At 63.4% G+C, this 15,378-nt stretch carries 19 protein-coding genes; 2 read left to right on the top strand and 17 right to left on the bottom strand.

Going from position 1 to position 15,378, the window contains the following annotated elements; translation table 11 throughout:
• Positions 1 to 222 precede the first annotated feature (222 nt).
• Positions 223 to 459: a hypothetical protein gene (locus tag QMG61_RS05170; protein WP_283493267.1), complete on the top strand. Its 237-nt coding sequence runs from the start codon at positions 223 to 225 to the stop codon at positions 457 to 459.
• A 36-nt stretch (positions 460 to 495) separates the two neighbouring features.
• Here the strand turns inward: QMG61_RS05170 and QMG61_RS05175 are convergent, their stop codons facing one another.
• The 5 genes from QMG61_RS05175 to QMG61_RS05195 all read right to left on the bottom strand — a co-directional run bounded on the left by QMG61_RS05175 (position 496) and on the right by QMG61_RS05195 (position 4,190).
• Complete coding sequence (locus tag QMG61_RS05175; protein WP_283493268.1) at positions 496 to 660, bottom strand: hypothetical protein; 165 nt, start codon at positions 658 to 660, stop codon at positions 496 to 498.
• A gap of 251 nt (positions 661 to 911) precedes the next feature.
• The gene (locus QMG61_RS05180; RefSeq protein ID WP_283493269.1) at positions 912 to 3,017 is read right to left on the bottom strand and encodes a right-handed parallel beta-helix repeat-containing protein; all 2,106 of its coding nucleotides are present in this window, start codon (positions 3,015 to 3,017) and stop codon (positions 912 to 914) included.
• A gap of 5 nt (positions 3,018 to 3,022) precedes the next feature.
• Positions 3,023 to 3,328 (bottom strand): hypothetical protein, encoded by a 306-nt coding sequence (locus QMG61_RS05185; protein WP_283493270.1) that lies wholly within the window; start codon positions 3,326 to 3,328, stop codon positions 3,023 to 3,025.
• Positions 3,325 to 3,927, bottom strand: a complete 603-nt coding sequence (locus QMG61_RS05190; protein ID WP_283493271.1) for a collagen-like triple helix repeat-containing protein — start codon at positions 3,925 to 3,927, stop codon at positions 3,325 to 3,327. Before QMG61_RS05190 ends, QMG61_RS05185 begins: the two co-directional genes overlap by 4 nt.
• Entirely contained in the window at positions 3,927 to 4,190 is a 264-nt protein-coding gene (locus QMG61_RS05195) for a hypothetical protein (protein ID WP_283493272.1), read from the bottom strand. The genes QMG61_RS05190 and QMG61_RS05195 overlap by 1 nt, the downstream gene beginning before the upstream one ends.
• Positions 4,191 to 4,336: 146 nt before the next feature.
• Between QMG61_RS05195 and QMG61_RS05200 the strand changes: the two genes are divergently transcribed.
• Positions 4,337 to 4,807: a hypothetical protein gene (locus QMG61_RS05200; protein ID WP_283493273.1), complete on the top strand. Its 471-nt coding sequence runs from the start codon at positions 4,337 to 4,339 to the stop codon at positions 4,805 to 4,807.
• On the opposite strand, the gene QMG61_RS05205 is transcribed toward QMG61_RS05200, so the two are convergent.
• The 12 genes from QMG61_RS05205 to QMG61_RS05260 form a co-directional block, all read right to left on the bottom strand.
• A complete protein-coding gene (locus QMG61_RS05205; RefSeq protein WP_283493274.1) occupies positions 4,804 to 5,541 on the bottom strand; it encodes a hypothetical protein in 738 nt (245 codons plus the stop codon). The two genes, QMG61_RS05200 and QMG61_RS05205, sit on opposite strands and share 4 nt — an antisense overlap.
• Positions 5,517 to 6,776, bottom strand: coding sequence for a hypothetical protein (locus QMG61_RS05210; protein ID WP_283493275.1), 1,260 nt, complete (start codon positions 6,774 to 6,776; stop codon positions 5,517 to 5,519). Before QMG61_RS05210 ends, QMG61_RS05205 begins: the two co-directional genes overlap by 25 nt.
• 10 nt (positions 6,777 to 6,786) lie before the next feature.
• Positions 6,787 to 7,500, bottom strand: a complete 714-nt coding sequence (locus tag QMG61_RS05215; protein WP_283493276.1) for a M23 family metallopeptidase — start codon at positions 7,498 to 7,500, stop codon at positions 6,787 to 6,789.
• 3 nt (positions 7,501 to 7,503) lie between these two features.
• Complete coding sequence (locus tag QMG61_RS05220) at positions 7,504 to 8,544, bottom strand: hypothetical protein (protein ID WP_283493277.1); 1,041 nt, start codon at positions 8,542 to 8,544, stop codon at positions 7,504 to 7,506.
• A 14-nt stretch (positions 8,545 to 8,558) separates the two neighbouring features.
• Positions 8,559 to 9,410, bottom strand: coding sequence for a hypothetical protein (locus QMG61_RS05225; RefSeq protein ID WP_283493278.1), 852 nt, complete (start codon positions 9,408 to 9,410; stop codon positions 8,559 to 8,561).
• Positions 9,407 to 12,310 carry a phage tail tape measure protein gene (locus QMG61_RS05230; RefSeq protein WP_283493279.1) on the bottom strand — a complete coding sequence of 968 codons (2,904 nt, stop codon included), beginning with the start codon at positions 12,308 to 12,310 and terminating at the stop codon, positions 9,407 to 9,409. Before QMG61_RS05230 ends, QMG61_RS05225 begins: the two co-directional genes overlap by 4 nt.
• Positions 12,237 to 12,476 (bottom strand): hypothetical protein, encoded by a 240-nt coding sequence (locus QMG61_RS05235; RefSeq protein ID WP_283493280.1) that lies wholly within the window; start codon positions 12,474 to 12,476, stop codon positions 12,237 to 12,239. The genes QMG61_RS05230 and QMG61_RS05235 overlap by 74 nt, the downstream gene beginning before the upstream one ends.
• A gap of 14 nt (positions 12,477 to 12,490) precedes the next feature.
• A complete protein-coding gene (locus tag QMG61_RS05240; protein WP_283493281.1) occupies positions 12,491 to 13,024 on the bottom strand; it encodes a hypothetical protein in 534 nt (177 codons plus the stop codon).
• 90 nt (positions 13,025 to 13,114) lie between these two features.
• Positions 13,115 to 13,633: an NUMOD4 domain-containing protein gene (locus tag QMG61_RS05245; RefSeq protein ID WP_283493282.1), complete on the bottom strand. Its 519-nt coding sequence runs from the start codon at positions 13,631 to 13,633 to the stop codon at positions 13,115 to 13,117.
• 94 nt (positions 13,634 to 13,727) lie between these two features.
• On the bottom strand, positions 13,728 to 14,474 hold the full coding sequence (locus QMG61_RS05250; RefSeq protein ID WP_283493283.1) for a hypothetical protein: 747 nt from the start codon (positions 14,472 to 14,474) through the stop codon (positions 13,728 to 13,730).
• A gap of 72 nt (positions 14,475 to 14,546) precedes the next feature.
• Positions 14,547 to 14,984, bottom strand: coding sequence for a hypothetical protein (locus QMG61_RS05255; protein ID WP_283493284.1), 438 nt, complete (start codon positions 14,982 to 14,984; stop codon positions 14,547 to 14,549).
• On the bottom strand, positions 14,977 to 15,369 hold the full coding sequence (locus tag QMG61_RS05260; protein ID WP_283493285.1) for a hypothetical protein: 393 nt from the start codon (positions 15,367 to 15,369) through the stop codon (positions 14,977 to 14,979). The genes QMG61_RS05255 and QMG61_RS05260 overlap by 8 nt, the downstream gene beginning before the upstream one ends.
• Between the last annotated feature and the right edge of the window lie 9 nt (positions 15,370 to 15,378).

Raw genomic sequence — 15,378 nt, forward strand, 5'->3', positions numbered from 1 at the left:
GCATTCTTGCATTAGGGCTGACACCAGCCGCGAAGATCCTTCCCGCGAGCGACGGGGTGCAGTCGTCCACGTGAGGCATGTCCAACAATGCACTATTTTCAGTCTCGGGTTGTTACTTAAGTGCAAAGTGAGGCACAACCAACACTGCAACGTAACCGGCTGGGTCCTGATCACGTTCGTCAATAGTATTTGCTGTCACCAGGAACCGCGAAAGGACTACCCATGAGCACCAACATCACCACCGCCCCGATCAGCCAAGCCGAGTACCTGCAAGCCGAAATGGGCTACCTGCTCCGCCGCCTCGATGACGGAGACACGGCCGGCGCAGCGGCATCCCTCGCGACCCTGCGCAATGAGCTGCACAAGCTCACGCTCGGCATCGACCCGGGCGAAGAGGTGTGTGGTCGCATCACCACCCAGAACGGGGAGTACTACCGGTGGGCGTTTCTCGACAAGTAGCTGGGGCGAGACGTAGCTCGTGGCCTTGCCGACGACTCACTCTCGCGGGTCAAGCTGGCCCGGCCTGGCACCCTGACCGGTCGGGTCAGTGTTCACGCTGCGCAGGGCGGCCGCGACCGCATTCCGTATCGTCCAGTAGAGAATGGCGGTAGCGGCGACTGTCGAGACGGCCAGGACGACGATGAGCTCAGAAATATCCATGCCTCAGGGTACTGTCAGCGGTGCTCGCGCGTTGACGCAACCAACTGACTCTTAATCAGTGGGTTCCCGGTTCAAGTCCGGGGGGGTGCACAGTAAAACAAAGGGAAGGGGGGTTGCTACACCAACAAGGTATAGCAACCCTCACAGCAACAGGCAGCAGATACACGAAAAGACCCCCTCCCGACCCGAAGGCTGGAAGGGGGTCTTTCGTGCAGGGGCGGGGCTGCCATCTAGGTTGAACCGTGCTGGGACTAGGCGGGCGAGCGCAGGGTTACATTGTCGAACAGGCCCAGGGGGTCGCCCGCGGCCGAATGCAGGCCGTGATTGGTGGCCACGTATGCCGCAAGATCCCCAGCCGACAATGTACAGGTGAGCAGCTTCTGACCATCGACGTATGCCTCCACCTGGTCCCCAAATGCAACGACCCGCAGGAGGTAGCGCCGTCCAATTACATAGACCGCCGGGACAGTTGCGAGCACTGTCATTACGCCCGCCGCGAGCTTGAATATTTCAAGCGTCTGGGAGGCGCTATTGATGCGTGCCCCGAGTGAGTTGTTGTAGTCGGTGGCCCTGACGGCCAGACCTTCCCTGTTCTTGACCTTGATGCCAGCCTCAATATCAATGTTCGCGGTTCCAGCGTTCAGGTAGAGCAGCGCGAGAGATGCCGCAGCCGAGCTGTAGATGTGCGTTCCATCTGCAACCCATGAACCCCGATTGTGCACCCATGTCTGACCGGTAAGGGTCATTGCAGCAGTCTTGAACGATCCGGCAGGCAGCGACCCATCATCGAAGGCGATGATACGGGAGGCGCCGGCTGTGCCAACTGCCGCTATTCTGGGCCTCAGTAGGGTCGGCTGGCCGATCGCGAGCGGTCGGGCCGTGGTCGATCCAAGGTCTGATAGTTCGTAATCGACCACACGGTGATTGACGTTTGCCACCGTGTTGCGGATCGTTACCCCGGTGCGATTTCCCGCCGTGCGCGGGGAGATGATGGTATTTCCTGTACCTGCCCACACGCCAATGCCAGCCTCAAACGTTGCCGTCCCCACATTGGTTGCCGTAACTTCGCGGATGATGTTGTTTGTTCCACGGACCTCTACGTCGAAGTGTGCTGTAGTTCCGTCCGTGGTGTGATTGGCAATGAAAGTTGATTTCTCCAGTACACAATCAGAGTTATCGTCTAGTGCACGGAACGGCTTACCCGGCCCCGCCATAACAACCGTCAGTCGCGACATCCGAACCCGGCTATTCGTGGCTTCAAGGTCAACCGCTGCAACGTCCTGGGATGTACTGGTGTCACCGGATGCGCGGCAGTCAGAGATGGTCACGTCGTCGCAGTACATGAGGTGCAGCAGTCCTTGCGAGCTGCGCGCGTTGAGGCCGGATAGAGTACCTCCAGAAACACCCTTGTACTGGTAGGCGAATGATGTTTCGCCGCCGACTGCCAGGCAGTCAGTTCCGGTTACGTCAGTGTTTGGCCGCGATTCAACGAAGTAGATCAGGTGCGGGGGCGCGGAGGTTCCGGGGGCAGAGTAGTAATGCCCCTTGAGCCGAGAGTGGGAGAACCCGGCGACACCGTTTGCTACCAGACCGAACACGACTTTATTGACGGTGAGGTCGTCCACTGAGCCGCCAGTGAGTGATGGGCTGAGAGTGTCGGTTGTGGTATTCCACGCGCCGTAATACACGCCGGTAATCAGATTTTCGGCGTGCACCCTTCGGACGGTTACATTGTTTGCGAAAACTGCGACCCCGGCATTGTACGCATACAGAGGCGATGCGCCCCGGTATGTGCCAGAGTCGCCACCGCCAACGACAAATGCCGCTTGCTCCAACCAGAAGCCTTCAATGGTCACATTCGGGCCGGTCACGTCGAAGACCATTTCAGGAAAAACTGTCTGTCGGATGCGAGTCCGGTATTTTCCCGCCCCACGGATCGTGATGCCACCCGTAATAGTGATACGCCCCGCAATGTCAATGAACCCACCAGACGGCGTTGGGGGGAAGACGACGGTTGCTCCGGTAAGCTGCGCCTTGTTTACTGCCGCCTGAATCGCGGCCGTGTTCGCCGCGGCCGCGTTCGACGCTGAAACACTACCGGCCAGAGAAACAACCGGTGCAAAATTGGTAGCCTGCCGCGCGTCCTGCTGCATCCGGAGTGCACTGGCCGAGTTCGCATCGGTGGCGAGCGCGGCGGTGGCAACAGCAACCCCGACGAGTGACGACGGAACGCCCGCCTGATTGATGACCTCTGACAGCGCCTCGTCATACTGGGTTTCGAGGTGGTCAAGGTTCGCCTCGGTGATGGGTGAACCCGTCGACGGCTTGTTCTGCCAATCCTTTTTGATGTACGCCATGTGCTCTACGCCTCGTGCTTTCCGGCCGCGCCGAGCTGCACCTTGGTGAGCCACGCATTCACGCCGGGGATCGCCATGATCCGGGCGAACGCACCCGCAAGGGCGCCGATCGTTGCCACAGCACCGGTGGCCCAGGCGAGCCACTCGGGCGGGAGGATCACGGCGACCGCTTCGAGGAACTGAGGGGCGAGCACGGCGACGACGGCGACGACAGATGCGGCGCCAAGGATGACACCGGCGACGGTCTGCAGGATGGTGCGCAGAACGGCCGCGCCGGGGTAGGCAACCTGGGTGGGGGTGAGGGTGTTCATGGCGTTACTCCTTTGGTCTGTGCCGCGCACTCGTAGGTGGGGGCGGCAGGGTCGAATGTTGTGGTGCGGGCGCAGGTGTAGTCGCGGCCTGCCGGGTCGGCATAGGTCCAGGACCACGGCGGCTCTCCTGCGGCTCCGGTCGGGCCAGTCGGACCTGGTACGGCGGAATCTGCGCCAGCCGCGCCCGCGGGCCCCGGGATCGTGGAATTCTCCCCATTCAGCCCCGAGGTGCCGGAGATCCCCGCCAAGCCTGCAGCACCGGGGAGACCATCGACACCCTTGATGCCGTCAGCGCCCGTCGCGCCCGTGTCACCGGTGAACCCTCGCGGGCCCTGATCACCGGACGGGCCAATGTCGCCGGCCACGACCTCGGCAGGTTTCTCCGCAGCAGGCTTGATGCCCGAAGCAATCAGTTGCTCATACAGCGAGTCGGCGTTCACCGTCGACGCCCGGATATCTTCGCGCGCGAGGGTCAGGTCATGCCGTAGATCGTTGTTGACGGTCCCGAGGTAGATGGCCCCGGAGGTGAGGATGGTGACGGCGAGGATGACCACTAGTGCTGTGGCCGCCTGCCAGATACGTGTGTTGCGGAAAACCATCAGGCTCCTCGAATGCTGAATAGGATGATGCCGGTTACAACGGTGCCGACCATGCCCAGGAAGCTCAGGCCGATCGCGAACCATTGCTGTGCTTTCGCTTTGCGTTGCTCGTCCCGGTCTGCTTCGAGCTTGGTGATGCGGTCTGTTGCTGCGGAGTGCTGGGACTGCGAGACCATCCCGCGGGCTACCCCGTCGAATGAATCCTTGAGGTCGCGGATGCTGCGCAGCAGCTCCCATCCGTTCGGTTCGGGCTCCGTGGTCACCGCGCCTCCTCGCAGGTGCAGTAATCGCAGGAGTGGCCGTGCGGGCAGGTCGAATGCGGGTTGTGGCGACAGGCCATTGGTTCCCCCTCAGGTGTTTTAATTTCGGGTAGTTCGGAGTAACGTGTGTCTTCTAATCAGGGGGAAGCATGATCAAGCGCACAGCGGTAATCAGTTCAGTCGTAGGGGTCGCACTCGTCGGCCTCGTATCCGTGGGCACGGCGTTCGCGTCGACCGCACCGGCACCCGAGCCGACACCGACCTCGAGCGTGTACGTCAACGGGCTTGCAACCGAGGATGAGGCTGCCGCAGCCGCCGAACTTCAGGCTCAGGCCGACGCCCAAGCGGCCGCCGACGCAGCAGCCGCAGAAGCCGCCGCCGTAGCCGCTCAGGCCGCAGCAGACGCCGCCGCAGCACAAGCAGCAGCAGACGCACAAGCGGCGCAGGAACAGGCCGCAGCCGAAGCCGTAGCACCTGCCCCCGCACCCGAACCCGAAGGTGCCGCCGCCCCATGGGTCCCCTCCGCCGACACGAACAATGCCAATGGCGGGGACTGGGACCTGTCAGCCTGCCCCAATGGGGCATCTACCGGAGCCGACGGCCAGCCCCACTGCGACTAACCCCCCAGGTTAGTAACGCGAGTCTCGAGCGCCTGAATGTGGGCTCGGGACTCGCTCACGTATTGCTGGAATGCCGACTGCATCCCCGCGATCATGAACTCGTAATGGATGCCAGCGGGGAATGTCCCGACCCTGCCCTCAACCTCATCGTGCACAACGAATTCGGGGAAGTGGGTATTGACCCACTCCGCGATGAACCCAACGCGGGGTGTTTGTGTTTCGTCGTCGTTGTAGTAGAAGAACTGTGGCTCAATTTCCAGCCAGTCCTCAAGGTTGGCCGTGTAGGCGCCCGTTACCGTCTTGACATTCAGGGAGGACGGGACATACCCGAGACGCCCCGAACTATCGGCGTAGACGGATACGTAGCTGCTAGACAGCAACCGGTTACGCACGTCCAGCGAGGACATGCCCGCATCAGCAGTCAGCACCCCGCCCGCGGTGATCGTGTCAGACGCAGTAACCGTCGTCGGTGCGATCGGCCCAGGGCTTGCGACCTTCGAGTCGATCTCGGCGCGCGTGTATGACAGTGCCGTGATAGCCGCCGTGACGGTCGCGTTGATGTTGACTAGTGCGGCCTGCACCTGTGCGACCAACGAACCAGTCTGTGTGCCCGTTGGTGTTTCGAGCTCACGCAGACGGCGGAAAATGTCGGTGAAGTTGCGGAGGAGCTTCTGAACCTCAGACCCGCCGGCAGGAAACCCGCCAGCCATCAGGCGGCCCTCGATGGTGCACACTGGATCTTCACTGTTTCACCCTTCTCGTCTCCACCAAGACTGATAATGCGGCGCCGGTAGTCCCCGCCCTCGGGCATGAATGGGTCGCCGGGTGAACCAACGATCACACCCGCGCTAGGAAACAGCGTGTCGGACGGGTAAACGTCAGCGCCCGGATACAACGCCACACCCTCGCCCTCGGTTGGCCTGTAGACGGCGAAATGCAACTCGCACCAATCACCAACACCAGCCTCAAACCCGGCGGCCTCCACATTGAACGACCACACCTCTTCGGCGCCACGCCCAGCAAGGGTCGCCTCCGTCGCATACGAATCAAGGGTGCCCTGCAACTCCACCGTCGAATGCGAACCGTCAACACGCTCGAGCAACGGGTAACCGAAGTCAACCAGTGTCGGATCGTAGGACCGTGCCACCAGAACCGTGTCAGCAGCACGCCCGCCAGTGAGCCATGCAAGAGACGCCATTTCGGACGCATCATTGTTGATCGTCAGGTTCGACACCACCGACTCCGGCACTGTCACATCCCACTTGTGCGTTGTGGTCGATGCGAGCTGGGGCTGTGCGAGCGAACCTGAACGAAACAGGAACTCAATCCCCAACTTGTCGGCCGTGAACCGTGGCTGAAACTTGAAATCAGCCCCGTTCTCAACCTGTGTCAACTGCGATAGCGCGTCGCCTAGGCTCTTGAAGTCGGTGCCGATGGTGTGCCGCTCAAACGTGCCAGCCTCATCATCCTGGAACACAACGGGGACGCTGCCACCAGTCCACGCCTGCGCCTGCTGCAACCACCGCTTAGCGATCGTCCCATAAGACAGGTTTGTAAGGTCCGTGTTCAATGCCGGGTTGGGCATTGTCTTCGTCGTGTCAGACGGGTCGGGGACCACGAACGCACCCGTCGACGTTGTCAGCGCCACCACGGGAAGGATCTGCCGGTGATCAAAATATGACCACATGCCCTTAGCTGACAGGCGCACCGTCTTAGAGTCCCGGTCATAGGACTGAACCCAAATAGGCCCTGCCGCCATGATCCGGTCGCCGACAGCCGCGGCAAGGATCGTCTTCCCCGGTGACGCCGTGTTCCGAAGCCCCAACGCGATCGTGTCAGGGTCCTGCATGTCGAGGGTTACGTCGATGGATTCCGCATCATTCAACACGTCAGACCACCGACCGGTGAGCACGGGCAGGTCCAGGATGTTCCTGCCCGTGCGAAGGTCAGCGAGGAAGTAGCGAATCACCAGCTACCCCCTACAGTCGTGCTTTGAGTTCGTCCACGATCTGCGCGGCAGTCACGCCAGTTGCCGTCGCCTTCGCTGCGATCGCCTCCGCAAGCGCGTTGATGTCCACACCGCTCGCCTGCAACCGGGCAATCGCATCCGAAGCGTTGCCGAGCCACTCTGACGCCGGCCCGGTCGCACCAGAGTGCACGATCGGGGTCGCCCACGTATTCGGGCCAACCTGCGCGAGAACCTGCTTCACAATGCTCGCGCCCATGCCGTTCAGCCACAGTTTGTCAGTGTCGTCAAGTGCCATGAGATCTCCTAAAAGGGTTTGGGTGGTGCCGGCAACTGTGGCCGACGTGAGGTGCAGCAGCGGGTCCACCTGGTTTCCGCCCGCGTCTCGAAGCTCTTGGTGGCTGTGGACGTAGACGGTGCCGGTGTTGCCCATGACGGCGACGAGTTGGCCCTGCTTCACCCAGTCGCCCTTGGATATGAGCTGGCGGGCATGATGCGCGAGGACCGACACCCAGCCGTCAGCATGAGTAATGAACAGGACGTTGCCATAGCTTCCGAACGGACCGGAGAACGTCACCAGACCGTCAGCAGGCGCCATGATCTGCAAGTCGTAGGTAGTCCCATCACTGTGGCCCTGATCGATGCCACGGTGCAGGAACCCGCGCCCAATGTCCTCATGGAAGTGGGTCGTGATCCCCCCGTGCGCGGCAAGGATGATGGAGGTCATTGCCTATCTCATCTCGGTGATCTCGATGGAAGCCGCGTTGGTGCCCGTGACCGTCGCCGCACCGCACTGGTGCTGCAACTTCCACGTGTGCGCGCCCGCCGAGGGCGTGTGTCGAATCCGGCCACCGACCAGATATTTCGGGTTGATACCCGAAACGCCCGGCAGCGAGAAAGAACGCGGCCCGCCAACAACAACACCGTCACAGAGAACCTGATAGAGGATCTCGTAGTACGACGCCCCGCCCGAAACGTTCTTCGCCAGCGCATCCCAAACGACCCGGACAGCACCGCCCGCAGTTGTCCCCGACACCGTCACGGAGGCAACGTCCTGCCATGTGGAAACTGCGCTGACGACCTGATCGGCTGGTGTTGCGCCGCGATCCGCGAACCCCAAATCGCCCTGACCGGAACGCACCCAAGCGGAACCATCCCAGTTGTACGCCGAAGTTGCGGCAATGACATAGCACGGCTGGCCCGGAGAAGCAGCGAACAGGCCGCGCTCCGTGGTCGTACGGAAAACCAGCACGCCACCCGACGCAGCCGTGAACCGGTGCGTGCCAGTGATGACTACGCCCGCCTGGTTCGTGGCCGTCTTGCCCGCCAGCATCAGCACGGTGCCGATCTCCTCAGCGCCCGGAATGCCCGCGAGAGAGGGCTTCACTGGGGACGCCGCAGCAGTGCCCGCGAGGATCCCAATGATCGGGTTGGCGTCCGCGTCCAAGAACCCGAAGGCATTCTCGTTCTGCTTGAAGTACACCACGTCGATGCGCGAGTTCGCGGTGGGCGCAGGGAACGGGCCCGCCTGTACGACACCGTCATTCGCTTGGAACAACGGCCCGCCGCCACGAACAGACGCGCCCTCGAACGCGGCGACGTCCACATACAAGTCAGCGCGTGCCGTGAGCAGAGAGTTTGCATGCCGGGGGAAGATCCCGCCACGAGGGACACCAGCAGAATCCCGGACGACCAGGCCCGCAAAATCCTTGCGAAGCTTCACCGTATCCACCGTCCCAGAAGCACCGGGGAACGCGTCTTGAATTGTCATGTGAATCTCCTAAGTCAGTGCGCCGGCGAAGTGCGGGCTGTGAGTGTTGGGGTGCCAGTGACGACACCGATCGATGCAAACTGGATCTCGCGGGAACCCTGTGCAGGAACCGACCACCACTCGCGGCGAGTGAGGAACCCAGACACGTCATTGCCGGGAGTATCGAGGTACGCGCGGCCCGTGCGCGGATTCAGGAACACGGTCGAACCCAACGGGATGACCCGCTCAAACCGGAGCGCCTGCCCCGTCTGGCCCTCCGTCAGCTCGAAACCGCCACCAAGACCACCGGTCACCTCGAGCAACGAATACGTGTCCTCGTCGCCGGGGTTCTCCGTGATGACGCGGCCCGGATTGCCCGGTGTGCCATAGCTGATCGGGTAGACGATCGGGTAGGCGATACCGCCGCCCGATGTTGGCAGGCCGGTCGACACGGACGCTGCGGGGCCGTACCGGTTTGCATCGGGGGCAACCATGTCTACGGCGAACGTGAACCGCCTAGCGAACTGGTCCTCCTTGAGGGGAGCCGTGCGCACTGAGACTGTGCGCGAGGTTGCCCCAAGCTCATCGGTGACCGTGATCAGTGCCGGCCGGTTGCCATTGAGTGCCCGCCTCACCTCCCTCATACGGGTGAGCGTTTCCGCCCACGAATCGCACTCGCACCACCCATCGAACGAGATGACCGCTGACTTCCGGAAGTCGTCAGCGATACCGAACGCGCCATGCGCCTGGGGCCGCTCGCGCACGTCCGACTTCGACTCCGTTATGGAGTACCAGTCGATGAGATTCACGAACTGGAGCGCGCCCGATGTGTGCTGATCCTCACCATGAACAGTGAGCCCGGCGATGTCGATCGTCGTTTCAGTCATTTCATCCCTGCCAGATTCGTTACGAGTTCACGAGCGAGCCCGCGCGCGAGAATGCGAGGATCCTCATTCGGGGGGGTGGTCACGTTGACATCTCCCGTCCACGTCGCGCCCCCTGCAGTGCCGCCGTTCACGCCGCCGCCGGCGTACGACTGCGCGCCGACAGGGACCAGCTGATACCCGAACTTCCCGGCGACGTCCGCGAGGATCTCTGTGGAGCGGCCTCGCTTGGCCGGGGTGAGCGGAATGTATGCCTCGCCTCCGGTTTCCGGTTCAGCCCACACCCGCATGCTCCCGGCGCGGGCGATCTGTGCGACATGGTTCTCCCGGGTGCCGCCGTTGGCGAAGTACTCCATCACCCCGCCGTCGGCGAGCCGGTACGGGTCGAGTGCGTTCGGGACGGTGATCCCGATGCTCGTCTGTTTCGACGCCGGGACGCTCGCCAGCAGGCCGAGGAACGCCTGCACCTTCGCTGTCGCCGCGTCTGTTTTCGCGATCGCCTCGAACTCAGCCTTGGACGGGATCTTGAGGATCTCGTCAGCGAGGTCAGATGCCGCCTGCCCGGTGACGCCGAGGTCGGTGATGCGCGTCATCAGCGAGTCACGCGACGCCTCCAGCGAAGCTTGATACTCCGCGTACCCGCCGCCGGCGTCGATGACAGCCTGCCCCGAGTCCATGGCCGCCTGGGCGATGTCGTCGAGCGCGGCCTGGTTGTTCCGGCCCTTCTCCGTGGTGATGTCGAGGGTCGTCCCGTTGTCCTTCAGCGACTGGTCGAACGAGTCGTATGCTTCCTCCAGCTTGCGTGCGGAGGCGCGCGCGTCGAGGTTCTTCCCGTTGGCCGCGTCGATCGAGTCGGCCAGGTCCGCCAGTGATGAGGAGACCCCGTCGACGGCGGCCGCGGTGACGTCGTACGCTGCCGCGACCTCGCCGCTGCTGTCAACGGTCTCGCCGTCCACGGACTGCTTCTGCTCCGCAAGACGTATAGCCTCGGCGAGGGAGTCGGACTCGCCCTTGACCGCATCGGATACCCGTTGAGCGCTGGCCGCAGCGAGCACCCAGTCCTTTCCGAATGCCGCCTCCTTTTGCGTGCCCGTCATGCCCTGGATTTCAGCGAGTTTTTGCTGCACGAGCTTGAGGTCAGGCACGCTTCCAGATGCTGCGTTCGTGATGACATCGAGGCCGAGGCCGATTTTCTGCGCGGCGTCGTAGGCGGAATCCGCCCCCGTCTGGATGCCGAGGAAACTACCCTTGATCTGGAGGTTCGCTTTGATCATGTCGCGGGTAGAGTCAGTGATCCGTCCGGTGGTCGCTTCGAGGGTGTCGCCGTATGCGGAGGTCTTCGCCTGGGCGTCAGCGTTCGCGCTGCCCACGAGGCCGAGGACGACGACGAGTGCTGTGAGGGCGAGGCCGATGGCACCGCCCGCGACCGCGGTCTTCTTCATCGTCGTGTTCAGTTCGAGCAGGGCGATCTTGAACTGGGCGATCTTCGGGACCATCAGGAGCATGGTGCCGCCGAGCAGGAGCGCCGCAGCGGTCCCGACGCCGAGCGCGAGTGCAGTTCCCTGCACGGCCGGGTCGAGGCTTCCATATACGTCGACGAGGCCGGTAACGATCTGCACCATCTCGCGGAGGCTGCCGTTCGCAGCGGATCCCGTGTTGATGAGTGCGGAGTCCATCGCCCCGCCGAGCTTCTCGATGTCGCCCGCGAGGTTGTCCTGCTTCTTCGCGGCCTGGAGTGCGGCATATCCGGCGTCGTTGACGTTCGCCGTCCACTCGGCCACGCCTTTCGCGCCCGCCTCGTATAGTGTGCCCGCGGCGTTCGCGGACTCAGCGCCGAAGATGGCACCGAGGGCAGCGGAACGGGTCTCCTCATTGAGCCCGCCGAGGCCCTTCTTCAGTTGCTCAGCTGCAGCGCCCATGCCGATGAAGTTGCCCTGCGCATCGAATACCTTGATGCCGTACTCCTCCATGACATCGGCGCCCTTTTTCATCGGGGAAGTCAGGGACTGGATGACGCCGCGCAGCCCGGTTCCGGCCTTTTCGCCGAGGATGCCGTTGGCTGCGAGCAGGCCGAGAGTGCCAACCGTCTCTTCGAGCGGGATCTTCAGCCGGGCGAAGGTCGGGCCAACGTAGTTGAGTGCGAGGGCCAAGTCGTCGACGGACCCCTGAGCTTTGCCCGCGCCGGCGGCGAGCAGGTCGGCCACATGCCCAGCCTCGGAACCCTTGAGCTTGAACACGGACAGGGTCGTGGCCGCGATCTCTGCGGCGCGCGCCACACCCAGCTCGCCGGCGGCAGCGAGGGCGAGGGATCCGTTCAACGCACCACCAAGGATGGCGCTGGTCGTCAGGCCAGCCTTGGAGAGTTCCGTCTGGGCGTTGGCAGCCTCCGTGGCCGAGTAGGCCGAGTCCGCGCCCGCCTTGATCGCTGCGGCGCCGAGTTGCTTCTGTGTGGCCGCGTTCGCCATGGTCGCTGCGGCCGTGTTGGAGTTGGCCTGCGCGAACTCGGAGAACTTCGCGACCGACACAGCCGCCATGGCAGCAATGGCCGCACCGATGCCGACCGCAGCCGTGCCGATCAGGCGGCCGGCGTCGTCGGACTTCTTCTTGAGATCCTCGATTTCTGCCGCGGTCTTCTTGACCTTCGGCGCAGCGGTGTCGGCTTCCTCGCCGAGCTTCTTCGTGGCCTTGCCAGCATCCTCGACGGGTGCCTTCGCCGCCTTCGCAGCCTTGCCCGTCTTGTCGACCTGCTCGCCGACTGGGGCGATCTTCTTCGCGGCCGTGTCAGCGGATGCTCCCAGACCTGCGACAGCGCGGTCAGCGTCGGTCAGGTCACGCTTGAATACCTCCGCGCCGACCGTCTGGATGCGGAATGCGATCGCGCCTGCGTTGAATGCTGCGGACACTGGTCACCTCTTTCTTGAGCCATGACTCGTCGTCGGAGTCGAGGAGGCGTTGGATCGCGGAACGGATGTAATGCCAGGTGCGGGTGTCGAGCGCCCGGTCGAGGTCCGTGATGAGGCCGTGCTGGGCGAGGTCGAGTTCGACCTCGCCCTGAAGCTGGGGGAGCACGGTGCCCCACAGCTCTACTGCGGTGAGGCTGCGGGCCTCGTCTTCTTCGGCGACCGATTCGCGCGCGGCTTGTCGGCCGGCAGCCTGTCGACGGTCGTAGTACTCCTGCCGGTAGGCGGGGTAGGTGCCAGTTTCTGGATCAGGCTCTCCAATGCCGTACTGGGCGCGGTCTGCGTTGGTGAGATCCCCAAAGTCAAGATCAGGAGCTCGAGTGCTTTTTTTGATCCGGCGAGGCCTTCCCCCCCGGAGATGTACGCGTTGACGCCGTCGAGGCCGAGCACGGTCTGCCAGTAGAACGCGGGCAGGAGAACGGACTCGGCCTCGTGAAGGGAGAGTTCCTCGCGGATGCGCTCGTACACGACCGGGCCGACAGCTTCGGCGAGGACGTCATCCATCCCTGCGGGGCTGAGGTTCCCGGCGACGATGTTGAGGAACGTCTCGGTGAGTGCCTGCCCCTGGCGGCCGCCGAGCGGGGCGATGATGAAGGACTCTTCGATGCCGTCGACGTGGATGGCGAGACTGCGACCTTGGATGGTGGTGGTGATCATGGTGTTCTCCCTGTCAGAAGGTGGAAAAGGGTACAAAAAAGGCGGCTGACAAGGGCCAGCCGCCCGGGTGATGCGTGAGTTTGAGGTGCGCTACTTGAGCGCCTGCCTCTGTTTCCAGAGGGCGTAGTCATGCTTGCTCTTGGCCTTGAGGCAGGTCTTGCACCGATCGCGGCGCTTTTCCCCGCCGTCAGCACTCCCGTAGATTCGGCGATAGGTGTTCTCGGCGGTCATCTCGTGACCGTGCACGCAGTGCGTGCGCAGCAGGCTCAGATGCGTGCCCTGATCCAGGGTGTCGCGCATGTTCGCGTAATGGGTGTCGTACCGGAGGTTGCTCGCTCGGTTGTCGTCGCTGCCGCCTGGACCGTGGCAGACTTCCTGCCCGTCTGGCCGGAGACCGATGAACGCGGTCGCGACGAGGTGGTGCACGTAGCACCTTGCGGATTCACCGTCGAGCCTGAGGTCGACCGCAAGATATCGCCCAGCCAGAAACGGCTTGAGCATATTCTTGGTCAAGTTCGACCAGACGCGTCCCAAGTTCGATATCGAGTAGCGGTCCTCGTGGCCACCGATGGGCTTCCAGACCTCTTGTGGACAGGTAATATCGGTCACATCAACTCCTTACTGAGTTGGTCATGCCCCCGGTCTGTTAGCGCAGATGCGGGGGTCTTCGGTAATTCTACCAAAGACCCCCGACATTCAGGCGCTAACTTCCACGCGTGTAGGGATACGACGCGGAAGCGCCGACTGCGTTCGTGAGGATGATCGGCGCCGACCCGGCGGTGCCTGCGGGGACCTCGAGGACGACGATGTTCGGCTCGCCGGGGATCTGCGAGATCGACGTGACCGGGACCCCGCCGATGGTGGCCGCGGTGATCGCCGAGACGTTGTAGCCGCGGCAATACACGTTCGCGCTGGCGATCGCATTGGCCGGGAGGGCCGAGTCGAGCACGGGGATGCCCGTTCCCGCGATCGGGGAGGTGATCTGTGCGACCGGGCCGTCGTTCGTGAGGGTGAACGTCCACACGAACTTGTCCTTGAACCCGGTCGAGGACTTGACCGCGGCCACCGAGTAGGAACCTTCGAGGGCGATCAGGTTCTCGTCCTTCGCGTCGAAGGTCTGCGCCGAGACCTTGTTCGCGGCGCCGGTGCTGCGGGCGACGACGAGCAGGGCGACGAGCCACGCCTGGGCGATGCGGCCGAGGTTGTCTCGGATGCCCTCCGCGGTGAACGTGATGACCTGGTTGTATCCGATCACCGAGACGGAGTCGGTTCCCTTGAGCCCGTAGGCTTCGCGGGCGACGGTGATCGGGGTGGGCGTGTTGACGAGGGCGTTGATGTCGCCGGAGACGTTCTCGAATGACCCGGCCCGCTTGATGCGGAGGATCTCTTCGTGGGCGAGTGCGATGGTGCCGGCGGTGGGGACCTCGGCGTCGAACATGGTTGTGGTCATGATTTCTCCAATTGGGGGTGGTGTCGGGCGCGCCGACGAACCCCACGGCTGTGGGGAGTTTGTGGGGGTGGGTTACTGCCGGCGTCCGAGGAACGTGAACGTCTGCGCGGTGGAGGCGCGGCCCGAAGTGTCGGCGGTGTACGCGAGCTCGGAGAACAGTTCCGTCCAGGCGATGCTGTGCCCGGGCGGGGTGTTCTGCTTCTGGTCGAGCGCCTTCGCGATGAGCGCGGCCCAGTTGTCGGCGGCGATGCGGCTGCCCTTGAGCCGGGACAGGACCTGCACCCGGTAGAGCATGTTCGCGCGGCCGTCAGGGACCGGTGACAGCCATGTGAGGATCAGACAGTTGTCGGTGCCGGCGGCCGTGGGCAGGTCGGGCCCGTTCGTGTAGATGCCCCGCTCAGTGGCGAGGTACGCGGTGCCGTCCGAGCGGTACACGCCACACCCTGCGTCTTCGAGGTGCTGTGCGAGTGCCCGCTTGAACACGATGGCGAGGGAATCAGGATCAGCCACGTCCGGCCTCCGTTGCGATGATCTGGCCCAGCTCGTCCTTGTTCTGCAGGGCGGGGTCTTCGAGGTACTTCGACTTGCGGCCGTTCTGGAAGTTCGACCCGCCCGCGTACCGGCGACCGAGGGAGTCGACGAGCGCCTGGTCCTCATGCCATCGGGCGCTATACGGAGCGTCGTAGACCACGGTGGCATCATCCCCAGCGTTCGTAGCCGGGTCGACCTGCCCTGAGGCGACGAGCGCGCCGACATCATCCATGGGCGCCTCAGCCGCTGAGAGCGCGAGGAGTCGTTCGGCGGCGATGTTCTGCCCGGTGACGACGCCGGCGAGGATCATGTTCGACACCTCGCCGATCATGCTGGTCAGGCTGACGGAGACGCGAACGCCCATGATGACCTC

It is taken from the genome of Cryobacterium sp. PH31-AA6 (assembly GCF_030063195.1).
GTDB lineage: Bacteria > Actinomycetota > Actinomycetes > Actinomycetales > Microbacteriaceae > Cryobacterium.